Origin of the sequence: Blastococcus brunescens (genome assembly GCF_035320885.1) — a bacterium.
GTDB lineage: Bacteria > Actinomycetota > Actinomycetes > Mycobacteriales > Geodermatophilaceae > Blastococcus_B > Blastococcus_B brunescens.
On the sequence record NZ_CP141261.1, the window covers coordinates 2,494,356 to 2,511,064 of the forward strand.

Annotated in this window: 23 protein-coding genes and 2 pseudogenes; 7 read left to right on the forward strand and 18 right to left on the reverse strand. The window is 72.4% G+C overall.

Features of this window, described 5'->3' with window-relative positions:
• Positions 1–173 precede the first annotated feature (173 nt).
• On the reverse strand, positions 174–320 hold the full coding sequence (locus tag U6N30_RS16625) for a hypothetical protein (RefSeq protein WP_324273114.1): 147 nt from the start codon (positions 318–320) through the stop codon (positions 174–176).
• A 423-nt stretch (positions 321–743) separates the two neighbouring features.
• On the opposite strand from U6N30_RS16625, the gene U6N30_RS16630 reads away from it, so the two are divergent.
• On the forward strand, positions 744–2,021 hold the full coding sequence (locus U6N30_RS16630; RefSeq protein WP_324273115.1) for a hypothetical protein: 1,278 nt from the start codon (positions 744–746) through the stop codon (positions 2,019–2,021).
• Between the two features lie 61 nt (positions 2,022–2,082).
• Here U6N30_RS16630 and U6N30_RS33995 read toward each other — a convergent pair whose 3' ends face one another.
• The 9 genes and pseudogenes from U6N30_RS33995 to U6N30_RS16680 all read right to left on the reverse strand — a co-directional run bounded on the left by U6N30_RS33995 (position 2,083) and on the right by U6N30_RS16680 (position 8,520).
• Positions 2,083–2,580 (reverse strand): catalase-related domain-containing protein, encoded by a 498-nt coding sequence (locus tag U6N30_RS33995; protein ID WP_422678121.1) that lies wholly within the window; start codon positions 2,578–2,580, stop codon positions 2,083–2,085.
• Positions 2,578–3,746: pseudogene (locus U6N30_RS34000) on the reverse strand (catalase); the annotation flags it as partial. The pseudogene U6N30_RS34000 and the gene U6N30_RS33995, both read right to left, overlap by 3 nt.
• Positions 3,743–4,048, reverse strand: a complete 306-nt coding sequence (locus U6N30_RS16645) for a Fur family transcriptional regulator (RefSeq protein WP_324273118.1) — start codon at positions 4,046–4,048, stop codon at positions 3,743–3,745. The pseudogene U6N30_RS34000 and the gene U6N30_RS16645, both read right to left, overlap by 4 nt.
• Positions 4,024–4,215, reverse strand: a complete 192-nt coding sequence (locus U6N30_RS16650; protein WP_324273119.1) for a hypothetical protein — start codon at positions 4,213–4,215, stop codon at positions 4,024–4,026. Before U6N30_RS16650 ends, U6N30_RS16645 begins: the two co-directional genes overlap by 25 nt.
• 164 nt (positions 4,216–4,379) lie before the next feature.
• Positions 4,380–5,311: pseudogene (gene ligD, locus U6N30_RS16655) on the reverse strand (non-homologous end-joining DNA ligase).
• Complete coding sequence (locus U6N30_RS16665) at positions 5,308–5,610, reverse strand: ATP dependent DNA ligase (RefSeq protein ID WP_324273121.1); 303 nt, start codon at positions 5,608–5,610, stop codon at positions 5,308–5,310. Before U6N30_RS16665 ends, ligD begins: the two are co-directional and overlap by 4 nt.
• Entirely contained in the window at positions 5,565–6,554 is a 990-nt protein-coding gene (locus U6N30_RS16670; RefSeq protein ID WP_324273122.1) for an ATP-dependent DNA ligase, read from the reverse strand. Before U6N30_RS16670 ends, U6N30_RS16665 begins: the two co-directional genes overlap by 46 nt.
• A gap of 227 nt (positions 6,555–6,781) precedes the next feature.
• Positions 6,782–7,789 (reverse strand): non-homologous end joining protein Ku, encoded by a 1,008-nt coding sequence (ku, locus tag U6N30_RS16675; protein WP_324273123.1) that lies wholly within the window; start codon positions 7,787–7,789, stop codon positions 6,782–6,784.
• 152 nt (positions 7,790–7,941) lie between these two features.
• Positions 7,942–8,520 (reverse strand): DUF1360 domain-containing protein, encoded by a 579-nt coding sequence (locus U6N30_RS16680; RefSeq protein WP_324273124.1) that lies wholly within the window; start codon positions 8,518–8,520, stop codon positions 7,942–7,944.
• 283 nt (positions 8,521–8,803) lie between these two features.
• On the opposite strand from U6N30_RS16680, the gene U6N30_RS16685 reads away from it, so the two are divergent.
• Positions 8,804–9,130, forward strand: a complete 327-nt coding sequence (locus U6N30_RS16685) for a hypothetical protein (protein WP_324273125.1) — start codon at positions 8,804–8,806, stop codon at positions 9,128–9,130.
• A gap of 290 nt (positions 9,131–9,420) precedes the next feature.
• On the forward strand, positions 9,421–9,780 hold the full coding sequence (locus tag U6N30_RS16690) for an STAS domain-containing protein (protein WP_324273126.1): 360 nt from the start codon (positions 9,421–9,423) through the stop codon (positions 9,778–9,780).
• A 108-nt stretch (positions 9,781–9,888) separates the two neighbouring features.
• On the opposite strand, the gene U6N30_RS16695 is transcribed toward U6N30_RS16690, so the two are convergent.
• The 6 genes from U6N30_RS16695 to U6N30_RS16720 all read right to left on the reverse strand — a co-directional run bounded on the left by U6N30_RS16695 (position 9,889) and on the right by U6N30_RS16720 (position 12,764).
• Positions 9,889–10,074: a hypothetical protein gene (locus U6N30_RS16695; RefSeq protein ID WP_324273127.1), complete on the reverse strand. Its 186-nt coding sequence runs from the start codon at positions 10,072–10,074 to the stop codon at positions 9,889–9,891.
• A complete protein-coding gene (locus tag U6N30_RS16700) occupies positions 10,071–10,874 on the reverse strand; it encodes a DNA topoisomerase IB (RefSeq protein WP_324273128.1) in 804 nt (267 codons plus the stop codon). Before U6N30_RS16700 ends, U6N30_RS16695 begins: the two co-directional genes overlap by 4 nt.
• A gap of 96 nt (positions 10,875–10,970) precedes the next feature.
• Positions 10,971–11,516 carry an STAS domain-containing protein gene (locus U6N30_RS16705; protein ID WP_324273129.1) on the reverse strand — a complete coding sequence of 182 codons (546 nt, stop codon included), beginning with the start codon at positions 11,514–11,516 and terminating at the stop codon, positions 10,971–10,973.
• The gene (locus U6N30_RS16710; protein WP_324273130.1) at positions 11,507–12,304 is read right to left on the reverse strand and encodes a PP2C family protein-serine/threonine phosphatase; all 798 of its coding nucleotides are present in this window, start codon (positions 12,302–12,304) and stop codon (positions 11,507–11,509) included. Before U6N30_RS16710 ends, U6N30_RS16705 begins: the two co-directional genes overlap by 10 nt.
• Positions 12,226–12,537 (reverse strand): hypothetical protein, encoded by a 312-nt coding sequence (locus U6N30_RS16715; protein ID WP_324273131.1) that lies wholly within the window; start codon positions 12,535–12,537, stop codon positions 12,226–12,228. Before U6N30_RS16715 ends, U6N30_RS16710 begins: the two co-directional genes overlap by 79 nt.
• Positions 12,534–12,764: a hypothetical protein gene (locus tag U6N30_RS16720; protein WP_324273132.1), complete on the reverse strand. Its 231-nt coding sequence runs from the start codon at positions 12,762–12,764 to the stop codon at positions 12,534–12,536. Before U6N30_RS16720 ends, U6N30_RS16715 begins: the two co-directional genes overlap by 4 nt.
• Before the next feature lie 547 nt (positions 12,765–13,311).
• On the opposite strand from U6N30_RS16720, the gene U6N30_RS16725 reads away from it, so the two are divergent.
• From U6N30_RS16725 to U6N30_RS16735, 3 genes are all read left to right on the forward strand, one after another.
• Positions 13,312–13,539, forward strand: coding sequence for a hypothetical protein (locus U6N30_RS16725; protein ID WP_324273133.1), 228 nt, complete (start codon positions 13,312–13,314; stop codon positions 13,537–13,539).
• 265 nt (positions 13,540–13,804) lie between these two features.
• Positions 13,805–14,443: a sigma-70 family RNA polymerase sigma factor gene (locus U6N30_RS16730; RefSeq protein ID WP_324273134.1), complete on the forward strand. Its 639-nt coding sequence runs from the start codon at positions 13,805–13,807 to the stop codon at positions 14,441–14,443.
• Positions 14,377–14,571, forward strand: a complete 195-nt coding sequence (locus U6N30_RS16735; protein ID WP_249932975.1) for a sigma-70 family RNA polymerase sigma factor — start codon at positions 14,377–14,379, stop codon at positions 14,569–14,571. The genes U6N30_RS16730 and U6N30_RS16735 overlap by 67 nt, the downstream gene beginning before the upstream one ends.
• Positions 14,572–14,660: 89 nt before the next feature.
• Here the strand turns inward: U6N30_RS16735 and U6N30_RS16740 are convergent, their stop codons facing one another.
• Together U6N30_RS16740 and U6N30_RS16745 are read right to left on the reverse strand one after the other, a co-directional pair.
• Entirely contained in the window at positions 14,661–15,863 is a 1,203-nt protein-coding gene (locus U6N30_RS16740; RefSeq protein ID WP_324273135.1) for an SPFH domain-containing protein, read from the reverse strand.
• 75 nt (positions 15,864–15,938) lie between these two features.
• The gene (locus U6N30_RS16745) at positions 15,939–16,376 is read right to left on the reverse strand and encodes an NfeD family protein (protein WP_324273136.1); all 438 of its coding nucleotides are present in this window, start codon (positions 16,374–16,376) and stop codon (positions 15,939–15,941) included.
• Between the two features lie 127 nt (positions 16,377–16,503).
• Here U6N30_RS16745 and U6N30_RS16750 point away from each other — a divergent pair, with 127 nt between their 5' ends.
• Positions 16,504–16,665: a hypothetical protein gene (locus U6N30_RS16750; RefSeq protein ID WP_324273137.1), complete on the forward strand. Its 162-nt coding sequence runs from the start codon at positions 16,504–16,506 to the stop codon at positions 16,663–16,665.
• Positions 16,666–16,709 lie beyond the last annotated feature (44 nt).

The following is a 16,709-nucleotide window of genomic DNA, read 5'->3' on the forward strand; positions in this document are numbered from 1 at the left end:
CGCGGCCGCAGCACGCCGCGCCCGCGGTGACCTACCGTCTGAGGGACCGGGGACTCGGCGGACGACACCGCCCTCCCCGGGCAGTGCCGTCCCCGCACGAGGAGCGACCCCTGACCGACACCGCCTCCGCCGGCATCCGGGAGGCGCGGTCCGTACCGGAGGACCGGGTGCGGTCACGACCCTCGTCCGCGCGCCGACGACGCGCGGCGGGCTGGGGAGCGCTGCTGGCCGCCCTGGTGACCGGCGCGGGCATCCTCCTGGCCGACCGCTTCTACTACGGCAACGACGACCTGCTCCAGTTCACCACCGGGCGCGATCACGGGTTCTCCTGGACGACGCTGACGCAGATCGTCTTCCAGCACTTCGCCCCTACAACCGGCTCGGCCACCTCGTCGTGCTCCGGTTCAGCGACCTCTCCCCGCGCTGGGCCTGACCATCGTGCTGGTCAACGACGCGGCCCTCCTCGCGGCGAGCCTGTGGCTGATGACGGAACTGCGGCTGTCCACCACCCGTCGGGTCGTGGCGCTGCTGCTCATCGGCCTCTCCGTCGCCGTGACCGAGAGCGCCGTCTGGTTCGACACCGGCATGCACGTCCTGCCGGCGATCGCCGTCACTCTCGCCGTCTGCGCGGCCCACGTGCGCGCCGTCCGGACCGGCCGGGTCCGCTGGCACGCCACCACCGCCGTGCTCTTCGTCCTGGGCCAGCTGACGCAGGAGCGGCCGATCTTCGCGCTCCCCTGCTCGTGCTCGTCGACGTCCTGCTGCTGTGGCGGCACCTGCCCTGGCGCAGCCGGGTGTCCGAGCTGTGGCAGCAGCGGGTGCCGCTCGCCGTCCTCGCCGTGCTGGCCGCGGGGATCGCGGCGGCCCTGCGCGCCTTCGTCGTCGACGACGCAGGCGCGACGCCGAGCTGGTGGGTGACGGCTCGCGCCATGCTGTCGGCCTCCGGGAACTACGTGCTGCCGGCGCTGGTCAACCAGCCGCTGGAGGAGCCGGCCGGGACGGCGCGGGAGCTCGTGGCACTCGGGGCCGTCCTCGTCGTCGGCACGGCTCTCGCCCGGCTGGTGCCGGGCAACGCCGGACCGCTCCTCTTCGCCGCCGCCACCGTGCTGCTCTACTACGGCTTCCTCAAGTTCAGCACCCTGCTGAGCGAGGAGTCGATCACCAGGAACGTCGAGCGGCTGCAGTACGCGGTCTACGTCACCGTGCCCGCGACCATCGCCCTCGTGCACCTGCGCGTGCCCGGGCGGTGGACCGGTGCACGGCAGGTCCCACACCGGGCCGCCGTCGCCCTCCGCACCGCCGGGTGCCTGGTGCTGGCGGCCTATCTGGTGGCGAGCAACGCGGCCTACCTCGACCGCCGCTGGGACGACACGGCCCGGGCGCGTGCCTATCTCGACGCCGTGCGCGCCGCCGCCCCCGAGTGGTCCGATCCGGACGTCACGCTGCTGCCGCTGCTCGCCCACCCGGCCATGGCGACCAACTGGAGCCGGCCGCTCGGCCGGCACGACCGCATGCTGGACCTGATCGTTCCCGGCTTCGCGCCCGGGGACGTCGGTCCGCGCATGGTGCTGATCGACCACCGGGGCACCGTGCGGCCCGCCACCGTGCAGACGGTGGTGGGGGACGTGGAGATCAGCCGGGGCGCCTGCGACGAGCGGAGCGCCCCGCGGTCGGGGCGGATCGTGCTCGACACCGGCGGGATCGAGGGCTCGCCGCTGTTCGTCCTGCTGAAGTACGACGCCGAGGAGGACGTGCTCGTGCGGCCGGGGACCCGCTGGGCCGGGCACTGGTCCAGGGACGAACCGCCCAGTGAGCTCCGGGCCGGCACGCGCACCCGGCTGATCCCGCTGGACCAGGGGTTGATGGACGCGGTCGAGCTCGTCCCGCTCACCCCGGGCACGGGCCTGTGCGGAACGGAGGCCGCCATCGTGCGTCCGCTGTTGGTGGTCGACGACGGGAACCGGTGCCGGGTGGTGGACCGGCACGGCCGACCGGGGCAGTCGCTGGACTGCCCCGGTTAGCACGCGCGGCGGGCCGCGACCGGGAGTTCCGGTCGCGGCCCGCCGGCCGTCGGGGTCCTTCTCAGCCGACGACGACGTGCTCGTTGGGCACGCAGTGCGTCATCGTCAGCCCGGTGACGTCGCGCGGACCGTTCTTGCCGAGGTTCGCGGCGCGCTGCTGCTCCTCCTCGGTGAGGGTCTGCGTCTGCAGCGGCGGCAGGCCACGGACGTCGTCGGCGGAGATGCCGAGCGCGTCACCGACACGCTGACCCCACTCGTCCTCGCACATGAAGAAGTGCCAGACCATCCGCTCCTGGATCTCGCGACGGCACTGCTGCAGCGCCCCCACCAGGTTGGCGACCAGGTCGTCCCTCTCCCACTGCTCCGACAGCAGGTAACGCTCACCGGCCTGCTTGTAGTCGTTGGTGCGCGGGATCCGCTTGCGGGTGAGGCGGGCGTTGATGACCGGGCCCTGCTCGTCGTGCGTGGGGTAGGTGGCCTCGCGCAGACCGCCGGTGATCGACGGCTCGTAGTTGACGTGCGGGTTCTGGCCGGGCGCGAGGTCGACGCCGTAGGCCATCTGCCCGTCGCGCTGGTTGGTGTAGACCGTCGCGTTCTTGGCCTGGTTCACCGGCAGCTGCAGGTAGTTCGGGCCCACCCGGTAGCGCTGGGTGTCGGAGTAGGAGAACGTCCGGCCGACCAGCATCTTGTCGTCGGAGAAGTCGAGGCCGTCGACGAGCACGCCGGTACCGAAGGCGATCTGCTCGTTCTCGGCGAAGAAGTTCTCCGGCATCCGGTTCAGCGTCATCGTCCCGACCTTGCGGAGCGGGAAGACCTCCTCCGGCCACACCTTGGTGTCGTCGAGCGGGTCGAAGTCCAGCTCGGGGTGTTCGTCGTCGCTCATCAGCTGGACGTGCAGGTCCCACTGGGGGTACTCGCCGCGCTCGATGGCGTCGTAGAGGTCCTTGGTGTGGAACCCGAGGGTGCCGGCCTGGATGGCGGCGCCGTCGCCTGCCGTGAAGGACTTGACGCCCTGCTTGGGCAGCCAGTGGTACTTGACCAGCTGGGTCTCACCCTGGGCGTTGACCCACTTGTAGGTGTTCACGCCGAAGCCCTGCATGTGCCGGTAGGACGCCGGCAGGCCACGGGGCTGAAGACCAGCGACACCATGTGCAGGGCCTCGGGGGTCTGGCTGAAGAAGTCGAACGCGCGCTCGGCGACGTTGGCCTCGAAGGTGACCGGGTCCGGCTTCTGGGAATGGATGAAGTCGGGGAACTTGATGGCGTCCCGGATGAAGAAGACGCCCAGGTTGTTGCCGACGAGGTCCCAGTTGCCGTCCTCGGTGTAGAACTTCACGGCGAAGCCACGCGGGTCGCGGGCCATCTCCGAGGAGTCGCGGCCACCGGCCACGGTGGAGAACCGGATCGCCAGGTCGGTCTGCTTGCCCTTCTCCGAGAAGAGCTTCGCGCGGGTGTACGTCGCGATCGGCTCGTCGCCGACGGTGCCGTCGGCCTCGAAGACGCCGTACGCGGTCACGCCCCGGGCGTGGACGACGCGCTCGGGGATCCGCTCGCGGTCGAAGTGGCTGATCTTCTCGAGGAACTGGTAGTTCTCCAGGGTGGCGGGGCCTCGGGCGCCCACCGTCCGCTGGTTCTGGTTGTCGTAGACCGGGTGGCCCTGACGGTTGGTCAGGACGGCGCGGTCGGCCTCGCTCCGGGCCGGGCCCTGCGATGCGACATCGGTCATGTGGATGTTCCTCCTCGGATTTCGTGCTCGTCGACCTGCACTGACTCTGCTGCTGCCCGTCCCTGGCAGTCGCGACACAGCCCCCAGAACACGACCTCGGCCTCGTCGACGACGAAACCGGCCGCGTCCGACGGGCTCAGGCACGGAGCCGCCCCCACGGCGCAGTCGACGTCGGCGACCGCGCCGCACGAGCGGCAGACCAGGTGGTGGTGGTTGTCGCCGACCCGCAGCTCGAAGAGCGCGGGGGCGCCGGCGGGCTCGATCCGGCGGGCGAGCCCTACGGAGACCAGTGCCTCGAGCACCCCGTAGACCGTCTGGGGGACAGCGTGGGGTGCTGGGCCCGGGCGCCGGTGACGATGGTGTCGGCATCGGCGTGGGGGTGTGCGGAGAGGACGTCGAGCACCGACAGCCGGGGGCGGGTGACCCGCAACCCGACCGTGCGGAGCTGGTGCGCCCACGTCGTCTCCATCGGGTCCACTCAACCCTGTTGTTTTGATCTAGTCAAGACAACGCGCCAGATCACCCCTCCCCGCCGGCGGATGATCAGGTCTCCTGATCGTTCAGGGTCCTCCCCACGGTCGACCGCGAGGGATGACCCTCGATGACCAGGAAACCTGATCACCAGGGGCGCGGTCAGATCTCGGGCAGCCGGGCCCGGGTCGCGCCGGCGACGTCGAACAGGTCGCCGTACTCCTCCACGCGGGCCAGGACGTCGTCGGTGGTGAAGCGCAACTCGGCCGGGTCGAGCGAACCCTCGCGCACGGCGTCCACCTCGTCCCACCCGATCGGCGTCGACACGGTCGCGCCCGCACGGGCCCTCAGCGAGTAGGGCGCCACGGTCGTCTTCGCCGGGTTGTTCTGGCTCCAGTCGATGAGCACCTTGCCCGGGCGCAACACCTTCTCCATCCGCCAGACGACGCCGTCCGGGGTCTCGGCGGACAGCTCCTGCGCCAGCTGCTTGGCGTACCGGCTGGGGTGCTCGCGATCGGTCGGGACGGCGATCGGCGCGTACACCTGCATTCCCTTGGAGCCCGAGGTCTTCACGACCGGGTCCAGCCCGTCGGCCTCCAGCCGCTCCCCGAGCCGCTCGGCCACGGCACAGCACTCGGCGATGCCGGTCTCGGGGCCGGGGTCCAGGTCAAGCACCAGCAGGTCGGGCAGGGCCGGCTGCCCGTCGTCGTCCACCCGCCACTGGGGCACGTGCACCTCCAGCGCGGCCAGGTTGGCCGCCCACGCCAGGTCGGCGGTCGACTCGAGGACGACCATGTCGAGGGTCTCGCGGCCGCGCGAGCTGCCGGGGCTCGGGATCGTGACCCGGCGCACCCAGTCAGGGCGTGCCGGGCGCTGTTCTTCTCGAAGAACGTCTGACCGTCGACGCCGTCCGGCCATCGGGTGAAGGTCACCGGCCGGCCCGCCAGGTGCGGCAGCAGCACGGGGGCGATGCGGACGTAGTAGTCGATCACCTGCGCCTTGGTGAACGACACCTCCGGGAACAGCACCTTCTCCAGGTTCGACACCTGCAGCGTGCGCCCGTCGATCTCCACGCGCTGCTTGGCCGGCGTCACGGTTCGATCACCACGTCGTCGGGCTCCAGGTCGTCGCGGACACCCTTCCAGGACGGGTGCCGCAACCGCCCGTCCGCCGTCCAGACCGCGTAGGCGACCTCCCCCACCAGGTCGGGCTCGACCCAGTGCGCGTCCCGGGTGACGTCGCGCGGCAGCGTGCCGTGGAACGGCGAGGTCGGCCGGGCGGTCACCATGCGCTCGAGGTCGCGCAGGTCCTGGTCGGTGAAGCCGGTGCCCACGTGGCCGGCGTAGATCAGCCGGCCCTCGTCGTCGGGGACGCCGAACAGCAGGGAGCCCACTCCCCCGGCCCGTCGTCCCTGCCCGGGCCGCCACCCGCCGACGACGACCGATTGGGTGCGCACGTTCTTGATCTTGCGCCAGTCGGGGCTGCGGACGCCGGGCCGGTAGGGCGAGTCCAGCCGCTTGGCGACGACGCCCTCCAGGCCGTTCTCCTGGCTCGCGGCGTGCACACCTGCCCCACCGCCACGGAACCAGGGGTGGCCACCCAGCGGTGCCCGCTCACGCCCAGCGCGTCCAGTCGCTCCCGGCGCTCGGCGTACGGGCGGTGGCTCAGGTCCTCGCCGTCCCACGCCAGCAGGTCGAAGACGAGGTAGGTGACCGGCTTCGCCGCCGCCAGCCGCGGCACCTCGGCGCCGGTGCGGTGCAGCCGGTTCTGCAGCGCCCCGAAGTCCGGCCGGCCCTGGTCGTCCATGGCGACGATCTCGCCGTCCACCACGGCGTCGTGCCCCGCGAGCGCGGCGGGCAGTCGTGCCACCTCGGGGTACCGCACGGTGATGTCGGTGCCCTTGCGCGAGGTCAGCCCGAGGACGTCGCCGTGCACCGCGGCCACCGCCCGCATGCCGTCCCACTTGAACTCGTAGCCCCACGCCGCGTCCTCGTCGTCCGTCGGCAGCGCGCCGGGGGTGGCCAGCATCGGCAGGGGCACCTCGGCAACGGCGCCGGCCGGCCGGGTGTCGTCCAGCTTGCGGATGTTCCAGGCGCCGTCGCCGACGGGGAACATCGCGTAGCGCCCGGCCATCCGGGCGCCGTCGAAGCTCACGATGACGTGCCGGTCGTCCCACTTCTCGGTCGTGTACCGGCCGGCGTCCCAGATGGTCACGTGCCCGCCGCCGTACTCGCCGGCGGCGATCGTCCCGGCGAACGACGCGTACTCCAGCGGGTGGTCCTCGGTGGGGACGGCGAGCCGGCTGGGCCCCTGCTCCGTGGGAGGTCCCTTGGGCACTGCCCAGCTCTTCAGGACGCCGTCGCGCTCGAGCCGCAGGTCCCAGTGGACGCGTTCCCCGTGCGGCCTCGGGGGTGTGGTGCTCCTGGACGACGAACGTGTCGTCGTTCCCCACCGGCAGCGCGCTCCCCTCGGGCGGGACGGGCTCGGCGGTGCGCCCCGGGTCGCGCTTGGCGCGGTACTCGGCGAGCGGGTCCTCCGGCCGGCCGCGGGCGCGGGCCGGCACGTCAGGCGCTGCGGCGGGCGCGCTTGGCCGGCGGCTTGTCCGTCGCCTTCTTCGCTGCCGGCTTCTCGGCCGCGGTCTTCTTCTGCGCTGTCGCCGTCCGCTCGGCGGCCGGCGCAGCCGCCTTCTTGGCGGGCGCCTTCTTCGCCGGAGCGGCCTTCTTCGCCGGCGTCCGCTTCGCCGGGGCCTTCGCCTCCGACGCCTCGTCGGCCGACTCCTCCGCGTGGTCGTCCGCTGCACCGCCGCGGGCGCGCTCGACGCTCCGCCGCAGGGCGCTCATCAGGTCGACGACGGCGCCGCCGCTGTCCTCCACCTCGGGCACCTGCGCGACCTCGCCGCCGCTCTGCTTGGCCTCCAGCAGCGCGGTCATGGCCTCGCGGTAGTCGTCGGTGAACTCGCCCGGTGCGAAGTCGCCGGTCATGGAGCCGATCAGCGCCTCGGCCATCTTCAGCTCCTGCGGCCGGACGCTGATGTCCTCGTCGAGGAAGCCGAAGTCGGGACGGCGGATCTCGTCGGGCCAGCGCATCGTGTGCAGGACCAGGACGCCGTCGCGCACCCGGAGGGCGGCCAGCGACTCGCGCTGCCGGATGGCGATCTTGGTGATCGCGACCTGCCCGGCGTTCTCCAGCGCGTCGCGCAGCAGCACGTACGGGCGCGCCGCCGGGCCGTCCGGCTCGAGGTAGTAGGTCTTCTCGAACATGATCGGGTCGATCTCGTCCTGGGCGACGAACTGCAGGACCTCGATCTCGCGACGGGTGCTCAGCGGCAGGTCGTCGAAGTCCTCGTCGGTGAGGATGACGACCTGACCGTCGGGCAGCTCGTAGCCCTTGGCGATGTCGCTGTACTCGACCTCCTCGCCGTCGATCGAGCACACCCGCTTGTACTTGACCCGTCCGCCGTCGGTCGCGTGGACCTGGTGGAACCGGATGTCCTTGTCCTCGGTCGCCGAGTACAGCTTCACGCCGATGCTGACGAGGCCGAACGACACGGCCCCGCGCCAGATCGATCGCATGCCTGCGCCCCTTACCCGTCCGGCCCGGACGCGCCGGACCCTGAGGACCCGCGAGTGGGTCAAGATCGCAGGATAGGTGCGCGGGCCCACCCACGGCAGGTCGGCGGGCGCGCGGGCTCCCCGGAGGGATTAAGGGCCCCGCCGGACGGCCGCTACGCGGGGGCCGGCGCGACGCCCTCGGTCTCCGGCTCCGGTCCGCCGTTCTGGATCGCGTCGTACACGAACTGGAGGACGTCGGAGCCCGCGATCATGGTCATCGTCAGCGCGGCCAGCCGGGTGGCCTTGGGCGCGGACACGTAGCCGAACACGAAGCCGGTGCCCACCCACTGCGCCAGGCAGAACGGGCAGGTGAGCAGTTCGCCGACGGCGTGCTTGGCGCCGCCGTGCTCGCGCACCTCCTCGGCGACCTCCGCGTGGCCCGACGGTCCCTCGAACCGCACGAAGGGGGCCCGCAGCGGCGCGGTGACCGGGTCCTTGGCGATCCGGCGGGCGAGCCGGAAGGTGGCCACGGTCAGCAGGAAGGCATCGCCCACCGGGATCCGCTCGGGCAGCTCCCGGCCCGAGGCCCGGACGGCGGCCGCGGCGGCGGACACCAGGCCCACGTAGACGCCCATGGCCCCGAGGTCGCCCGCCAGCGGACGCTCCTCGCCGTTGGTGTACTCCCGCTTCTGCGTGCGGACCCACCGACGGACGGGGGCTCCGAGCCGTTGGACCTCGTCAGCGAACGCCATGCAGCCGCCGCTACCCCCGCCGACGCGCGCGCATGCCCGCCGCCTCGGGAGGTGCGGCGTCCCACATCCGCGCATGGCGCGGCAGCCCACGGGTAGGGCCGCGAACAGACGCCGGTCACCGACCGGTTCCCGTCCCACCGCGTCCGCGCTCCACAGCGCCGGCCGGTGCGGACCCCGGCACACGAGGAGGCACAGCAGTGACCCAGCCCGAGGGCCAGACCGCCCGCGACGTGTTCCCCGAGGACGACGGCATCCCCGAGGTGGCGCAGGACGACTCCCCACCATGGAGCGCGCGGAGGACCCGGAGTTCGCGCCGATGCCCGGCGAGCGCGCCAACGCCACCGTCGACTTCGGGACGACCTCGGAGGAGCAGGCCGAGGGTGAGTCCCTCGACGGCCGCCTCGCCCGGGAGGTCCCCGACGACGCGGCCGATGTCCGCCCGGCCGAGGACCCGGACCGCGCGGTCGGTCAGCTGGAGCAGGACACCTCCACCACCCCGGTGAGCGACTCGGGCACCAACCGCACGGCAGACGACGTCGAGGCCACCTCCGACGCCTCCGTGGGCGGCCAGGGGCCCGAGGAGGGCGCCGTGCACCTCACCGGCGACTGAGCTCGCCCCGATCGATCACCGTCCCGCCCCGCGACGTCTCCTCGTGGGGCGGGGTTGGCGTGTGCGCGATCGGTTGTCTACGTTGTAATCGCGGTTCAGCAGGCAGCCGCACCGCTCCGGCTGGAAGATCGCCGGTGCGCAACACGTTCACCACCTGCGGGATCGGGGTCGACCAGCCTCCGAACCGCGCAGCGGTAGATTGTCCGGGCGGCCACCGCCGCCGGGAAATGCCGCCGAGAGGAGCCACTGTCCGTGACCACTTCCGACCTGCCCGCCGAGGGCAGCCCGACGTGTCGACCGAGGGCACAGAGGCGCCCTTCGACGACGTGATCACGCTCTCCACCTCCACCAGTGAGGACGGCGTGGTGACGGTGACGGTCGTCGGCGAGGTGGACACGTTCACCGCACCCGTCCTCCGTTCCACCCTGGACAGCCAGCTCGAGCAGCAGCCGCGCGAGCTCGTCATCGATCTCTCCGGCGTCCAGTTCCTCGGGTCCGCCGGGCTCGCCGTCCTCGTAGAGACGCAGAAGTCCTCCCGGGCCCGCGAGGTCGCTCTGCGCCTCATCGCCACCACGCGCGCCGTCACCCGGCCGCTCGAGGTGACCGGTCTGATCGACCTCTTCACGATCGCCGACAGCACCGCCCGCTGAACGACGCGAACGACGAAGGGCCCCGCCGATCGGCGGGGCCCTTCGTCGTACGGCCCCGTCCCGGGTCCCGCCCTGAGCCTGCGAAGGGTGGGGAGGACGGGGTCCTTTTCAGGCGGAGAGCAGCTCGCAGACGGCGGCTTCGAGCACCTTCTGCGCGTCCCGGTCGGCCTCGGCCTCGTCGGCCCTCCCCAGGGCGTGCGCCACGGTCTCGCCGTGTTCGAAGCGGTCCACCACGCGGGGGTCGACGTAGCTGGCCTTGCACACCGCCGGGGTGTTCCCCAGCTGCTCGCTCACCTGCTTGTACGCGGCGCTGATGACCTTCTTCCGGGCGGTCCTGCTGGCCGGCGGGGGATCTCCGCCAGCGCGGCCGCCATGAGCACGGTCGCCGTCCAGGTGCGGAAGTCCTTCGCGGTGAGCTCCGCGCCACTGATCTCCTTGAGATAGGCGTTGATCTCGGCGCTGGTCACGTCGCGCCACTCGCCGTCCTCGTCCTGGTAGGCCAGCAGGTCCTCGCCGGCGTCGGCGGGCCGCTCCAGGAGCTGCCGGACGACGGTGGCGGTCGGCCGGTCGGTGATCTCGACCTCGCGTTCGATGCCGCCCTTGGCCGTGTAGGTGTAGAAGGTCCGTTCTCCGCGCACCGACACGTGGCTGCGTTTGAGCGTCGCCAGGCCGTACGTGCCGTTCTCCTCCTCGTACTGCTCGCTGCCCACCCGGAACGCCCCCAGGTCCAGCATCCGGATGGCGGTGGCCAGCACCCGGTCGCGGTTCAGGCCGCGGGTGCGCAGCCCGGCCTGCACGGCGTCCCGCACGTCGGGGAGCTCACGGGCGATCTCGAGGACCCGCTCGTGCTTCTCCGCGTCGCGCCGGGTGCGCCACTCGTCGTGGTATCGGTACTGCCGTCGGCCCGCGGCGTCGACGCCGGTCGCCTGGATGTGCCCGTTGGGCCACGGGCAGATCCAGACGTCCTTCCAGGCCGGCGGGATGGCCAGGCCACGGATCCGGTCGAGCCGGTCGTCGCGGACGAGGGCGCCGTCGACGTCGTAGTAGGCGAAACCTCGACCGACCTTGCGCCGCCGGTAGCCGGGACCGTTCACGTCACTGCGCCGAAGTCTCACTGGCGAAGGATGTGCACCGGAGCGGTTCCCCAAACGGAACGACGGCGGGCTGTCCCTCGACCGGGAGGCCGCAGGTCAGCGGAGCTCGACGAGGCCACCCAGCCCGCTGATCTCGAGGACGTGACGGGTGATCCCACCGTCCGGGGCGTGCACGACGAGGCGCCATCCCTCGTCGCGTCCGATGCGGGCGATGGCGAGCACCACGCGCACGGCCGCGCTGCTGAAGACCGACACCCCGACCAGGTCGAGCTCCACCCGGCCGGTGCCGCCGTGGCTGGCCTCGAGCAGCCGGATCCGCACCTGCTCGGCGCCGAACTCGTCGACCGCGCCCACCACCCGGACCACCGGTCGCGAGCCCTCCCGGTCCACCGTCACCTCGGCGGACCCGGTCGTGGCCGGCCGGTCCTCGTCGGTCTCGGGGCTGCGCCGCAGCCGCAGGCTCAACGTCACCGTCGTCCCCTTGACCTCCTCCTCCAGGACGACGCGGTCGACGAGCTGGCGCATGATCAGCAGGCCGCGTCCCCGGTCCCCGGGATCCCGGTTCGGCGGCCGCCAGGTGCCCTCGTCCCGCACGACCACCGTCAGGACGCCGTCCACGTCCACCCCGGCGGTCACCGACATCGGCCCGGGCTCGGCACCGCGGTAGGCGTGCTCGGCGGCGTTCGCGCACGCCTCCCCACGGCGACCATGACCCCCACCCGGTCCTGCTCCCCCATCCCGAGCGCGGTCAGCCACGTGCTGAGGCGCCGCCGCACACCCGGGAGGGCGGCGGGGTCGGCCGTCAGCTCGATCTGCAGCGGGTCCTGGGTGTCGTCGCGCCGGTGCGCGACCAGCACGGCCACGTCGTCGAGCCAGCCCTCGGGGCTGCGCACGCCCTCGGCGATCGCCGCGGCGGGCTCCGTCGGCCCCTCCGTCTCCAGGACCCCCGGGGTCGCGAGCACCTCGACGGCGACCTCGGCCAGCCGGTCGAGGGCGTCGGATGCGTCTGCCGCCGGCCCGGCGACGGCACCGTTGGAGAAGAGGACCAGCGTCGCCCCCTGCTCCAGGACGTGCCGGGTCACGGTGGTCGCGACGTCCGGCAGGCTCCCCAGTGGCGGGCGCGGGGGAACGGGCAGGAAGTTGGTCCGCCCGTCGGGTCCGACGACCAACGGCGGTGGGTGCCCCGCCGCGGCGTACGCGAACTCACCGGTGCCCGCGTCCAGGACGCCGTAGAAGACCGAGGCGCCCTCGACGTCCTCCATCTGCGCGGCGAAGGCGTCCAGGGCGGCCAGCACCGCGGCCGGGGACGGGTCGCGCAGGGCCGAGGACCGCATCGCCCCGCGCAGCCGGCTCATCGCGCCGGCGGCGGGCACGCCGTGGCCGACCGCGTCGCCCACGACGAGCGCCACCCGGCCGGACCCGAGCGCCACCGTGTCGAACCAGTCGCCCCCGCGAGCTCGTCCACCGAGGCCCGGTGATAGCTCCCGGACAAGTGGACGTCGGGCAGGAGCGGGAGGGACGGCGGGAGCAGGGAGAGCTGCGCCTGCTCCACCCCGCCGGCCGGCGGGGTGGGCCAGAGCGAGGTGTCCGTGGCGGCGTCCGCCGGCTCCACCACCACGATCGCCCCCGGCCCGTCGTGGACGCGCAGCGGACGGACCATCACCGTCGTGGCCGGCCCCCGCCGTCCAGCGCCCCGCAGATCGTCTGCGGCTGCCCGGTCCGCAGGACCCCGTCGAGCAGGTCGGCGACCGGCCTGCCATCGACGACGGGCAGGCGTTCGCGTCCGGTGCCCAGTTCCCGCGCCCGGGCGTTGGCCCAGACGGGTTCGGGCGTCCCGGCGCTCAGCAGGTAGATGGCTGCCGCTGCCGACTCCAGAGCCGCGACCAGCACGGCGACCCCCTCGCCCCCGGCGTGGTCAGGGAGGGTGGCGGACTGCCGAGGCTGGAGGTCATCTCGGGTCAGCCAATACCAGCCTTCTGGCCCCGGCAACCGCGATGACACCTACCGTGGAATGGTGGCGACCGCCACGTTTCGAGCCGCGGCCGGGACGGGTATGCCGCTGCGGTTGCGCATCAGCCGGATGCGCTGCGGGGGCCCCGACACGGCCCCGGCAAGATGGATGGCCGCGGCCCGACCGACGGGCGCCGGCGACGAAGGAGCGGACGACGGATGGCCGACTCGAGGGTGCCCTCGCGCAGGACGAGCGACGGGCTGAGCGACTGGAGCTGCGGGTGCCCACCACGGCGACCCAGCTCCCGGCAGTGCGTGCGATGGCCGGGGACCTCGCGATCCGGATGGACTACGACCTGGACGCGGTCGAGGACCTCCGCCTCGCCGTCGACGAGGCCTGCGCCACCCTCAGCCAGATCGGCGCCGCCGACGCCCCCTCACGGTCATCTTCGAGACCACCCGGGCGGGGTTGCACATCGAGGCGTGGGTGCCGACCGCCGAGGGCGTCGACGTGCCGCGCGACGGTTTCGGCTGGGCGATCCTGGCGACGCTCGTCGACGGCGTCGACGCCCGGCGCTCGAGCCAGGACGCCGTCCCTGGTGGCGACGGCAAGGCGACTCCGGTCGGCCTGATCGTCATGGACAAGTACCTGCCGGGTCAGCATCCGGGCGACCTGGGAAGCGGAGCCGACCAAGACCTCTCGGTCGCCCAGTGAGCCGGTCGCCCTCGACCGGCGAGATCCCCGTCGTGGAGGTTCCGCTGCCAGACCAGAGGTCCGAGGCTTCGCGCCCCGCCGCCGAGCCCTCCGTCCCGGAGGACGGGGTCGTGGGGACCGAGGTCGTGGAGGCCCATACCGGCGAGACCCCGGTCGTGGCGCCCGAGGTCGGAGCGGCCACCGAGCCGGTCGACCCCGAGGCGGTTCCCGACCCGCGCCAGGAGATCGGCGAGGCCGCCGTCGAAGCCACTCCGGACGCTCCCCGATGTCGGACAACCGACGCCGGGCCGAGCGGACGGCGCCGCTGTTCGCCGAACTGGCGACCCTGGAGAAGGACGACCCGCGCCGTGAGCGGCTGCGGGAGATCCTCGTCGAGGAGCACCTTCCCCTCGTCCGGCACTTCGCCCGGCGGTTCAGCAACCGCGGGGAACCGTTCGACGACCTGCTGCAGGTGGGCACGCTCGGCCTGATCGCGGCGATCGACCGGTTCGACCCGACCCGCGGCGTGGAGTTCCTGTCGTTCGCCGTCCCCACGATCACCGGCGAGATCAAGCGGCACTTCCGCGACCAGGGCTGGTCGGTGCGGGTACCGCGCCGGCTGCAGGAGCTGCACCTGTCGCTCAACGCGGCCGTCGGCGAACTGGCGCAGAAGAACGGCCGGGCACCGACGCCGTCGGAGCTGGCCGCCCATCTGGGCATCCCGCGCGCCGAGGTTCTCGAGGGTCTCGCCGTCGCCAACGCCTACCGCAGCAGCTCGCTCGACGAGCGGCTGTCCGGTGAGGACGACTCCCCACCCTCGCCGCCACGCTCGGCGAGGAGGACGCGGCGCTGGAGGGTGTGGAGTACCGGGAATCGCTGCAGCCGCTGCTGGCCACCATCCCGGCCCGCGAGCGCCGCATCCTGATCCTGCGGTTCTTCGGCAACATGACCCAGTCGCAGATCGCCGCCGACATCGGCATCTCCCAGATGCACGTCTCCCGGCTGCTCAGCCAGACCCTGGCCAAGCTGCGCGAGGGCCTCCTCAAGGACTGACCCAGGCATAGGAACCTTTACCTGCGTTCTGGAGCCCAGGACGCAGGTAAAGGTTCCTATACCTGGGCGAGGCGGACGGCGACGCGGAATTACTCGTCGCGGCGGAGTTCCGGGTCGGCGGCGGGGCCGCTGTCCTGGACGTCGTGCTTCACCTGCGAGATCGACGGCGGTGACGGGACCTCCGGCCTCGGCACCGCCGGCGCGCTGTCGGTGATGCTCGACAGCTCGATCTTCGCCTCGGGCTGCTCCGCGGCCGGCGGCAGCTGCGACTCGAACCAGCTCGAGGTGTCCAGTCCGCCGTCCTTGGGGGCCGAACCGCCGTTGCCGGAGGGCTCGACGTCCATCCAGGACTTCCCGCCCTCGGCACCACCCAGGCTGGCCAGCCCCTCCAGCGCCTTGCTGAACTCGCTGGGGACGATCCACATCTTGTTGGCGTCGCCCTGCGCGATCTGCGGCAGCGTCTGCAGGTACTGGTAGGCCAGCAGGCCCTGGTCGGGCTTGCCGTCGTGGATCGCCTGGAAGACGGTCTCGATGGATTTCGCCTGGCCCTGCGCCTGCAGGAACAGCGCCGCCCGCTCACCCTCGGCGCGCAGGATCCGGCTCTGCCGCTCGGCCTCCGCCTCGAGGATCGCCGCCTGCTTCTTGCCTTCGGCGGAGAGGATGGCCGACGCCTTCTCGCCCTCGGCCGTGGTGATCGCCGACTGCCGGGCGCCCTCGGCGGTCAGGATGATGGCGCGCTTGTCGCGGTCGGCGCGCATCTGCTTCTCCATCGAGTCCTGGATGGACGGCGGCGGGTCGATGGCCTTGATCTCGACCCGCGCCACGCGCAGGCCCCACGGTCCGGTCGTTCCGTCGAGGACCCCGCGCAACTGGCTGTTGATGCCGTCGCGACCGGTCAGCGCCTCCTCGAGGTTCAGCCCGCCGACGACGTTGCGCAGCGTCGTGGTGGTCAGCTGCTCCATGCCGGTGATGTAGTTGGCGATGCCGTACACGGCCAGCCGCGGGTCGGTGACCTGGAAGTAGAGGACGGTGTCGATGCCGACCTGCAGGTTGTCGGAGGTGATGACCGGCTGCGGCGGGAAGGAGATGACCTGCTCGCGCAGGTCCACCGTGGCGCGCACCCGGTCGACGAACGGCACCAGGATGGACAACCCCGGCGAGAGGGTCCGGCTGTAGCGGCCGAGTCGTTCGATCACCTTCGCCTGGGCCTGGGGAACGATGGTCACGCTCTTGGCCAGCACGACGATCACCAGCAGCGCGACGACGATCAGTGCGATGAGTGCCGCATCCACAGCGGTCTCCCTTCGTCGGGGTCGTGCTCGATCCTCCCCGTGGAGTCCGCCCAGGTCAGTACCCCCGCGTCGACTTCACTCCAGCGCGTCGCCGACGACGGCCGTGGCACCCTCGACCTGCAGGATGCGGACTGTCTCGCCGACGGCGAAGGTCTCGCCGCTGTGCTGGCTCCGGGCGGTCCACTCGTCGGCGCCCATCCGGATCCGTCCGCCGGAGGAGTCGATCTCCTGGGTCACCTTCGCCGTCCGCCCGATGAGCGTGTCGACGCCGTCGAGCTGGAGTGGCGACCGGTTCGTCAGATGCTTGGTGGCGATGGGCCGCACCAGGGCGAGGAGGACGCCGGAGACGGCGATGAACGCCACGAGCTGGAGGACCGTGGCACCGCCGAGCAGCGCGACGGTCATCCCGCCCAGTGCTCCGCCGGCGAACATCAGCAGGACCAGGTCGAGGCTGACCACCTCACCGGCCGCGAACAGGCCGGCGGCGATGAGCCAGAGCAACCAGGCAGCCATGTCCGGGTGTCGCAGAACCGGCGACCTCTGCGCGCCCGGTGACGCGGTGTGACGCCTACCTGTGACCGTGCGGGTGACCCGGTGTCCTCCGGCGGGACGACGACGGCCGGCGTCGTAGCCTCGCTGCGTGCACGACTTCCCCGCCGGACGGTTCGCGGTCTGGGCGACAGCCTGGCTCGCCGGCCGTACCTCCTACGACGACGCGCTCGACGCGATCCTGGGTGAGACCGCGCACCGGGTCGCCGGCCTGCCGGGCACCGACGAAGCGGTTTCCTCGGTGGTGCACTGACCGGGCTGCGGCGGCTCGGCGAGCGGCGCGTCCGGCTCGTGCTC

What these genes read in the sequence shown, in the direction of transcription:
- U6N30_RS33995 (WP_422678121.1), bottom strand. Translation starts at nt 2,580, where the DNA reads ATGGCCTACGGCGTCGACCTCGCGCCCGGCCAGAACCCGCACGTCAAC.
- U6N30_RS16650 (WP_324273119.1), bottom strand. Translation starts at nt 4,215, where the DNA reads ATGGAGACGACGTGGGCGCACCAGCTCCGCACGGTCGGGTTGCGGGTC.
- ku (WP_324273123.1), bottom strand. Translation starts at nt 7,789, where the DNA reads ATGCGATCGATCTGGCGCGGGGCCGTGTCGTTCGGCCTCGTCAGCATC.
- U6N30_RS16680 (WP_324273124.1), bottom strand. Translation starts at nt 8,520, where the DNA reads ATGGCGTTCGCTGACGAGGTCCAACGGCTCGGAGCCCCCGTCCGTCGG.
- U6N30_RS16685 (WP_324273125.1), top strand. Translation starts at nt 8,804, where the DNA reads ATGGAGCGCGCGGAGGACCCGGAGTTCGCGCCGATGCCCGGCGAGCGC.
- U6N30_RS16705 (WP_324273129.1), bottom strand. Translation starts at nt 11,516, where the DNA reads ATGTCGGTGACCGCCGGGGTGGACGTGGACGGCGTCCTGACGGTGGTC.
- U6N30_RS16730 (WP_324273134.1), top strand. Translation starts at nt 13,805, where the DNA reads ATGTCGGACAACCGACGCCGGGCCGAGCGGACGGCGCCGCTGTTCGCC.
- U6N30_RS16745 (WP_324273136.1), bottom strand. Translation starts at nt 16,376, where the DNA reads ATGGCTGCCTGGTTGCTCTGGCTCATCGCCGCCGGCCTGTTCGCGGCC.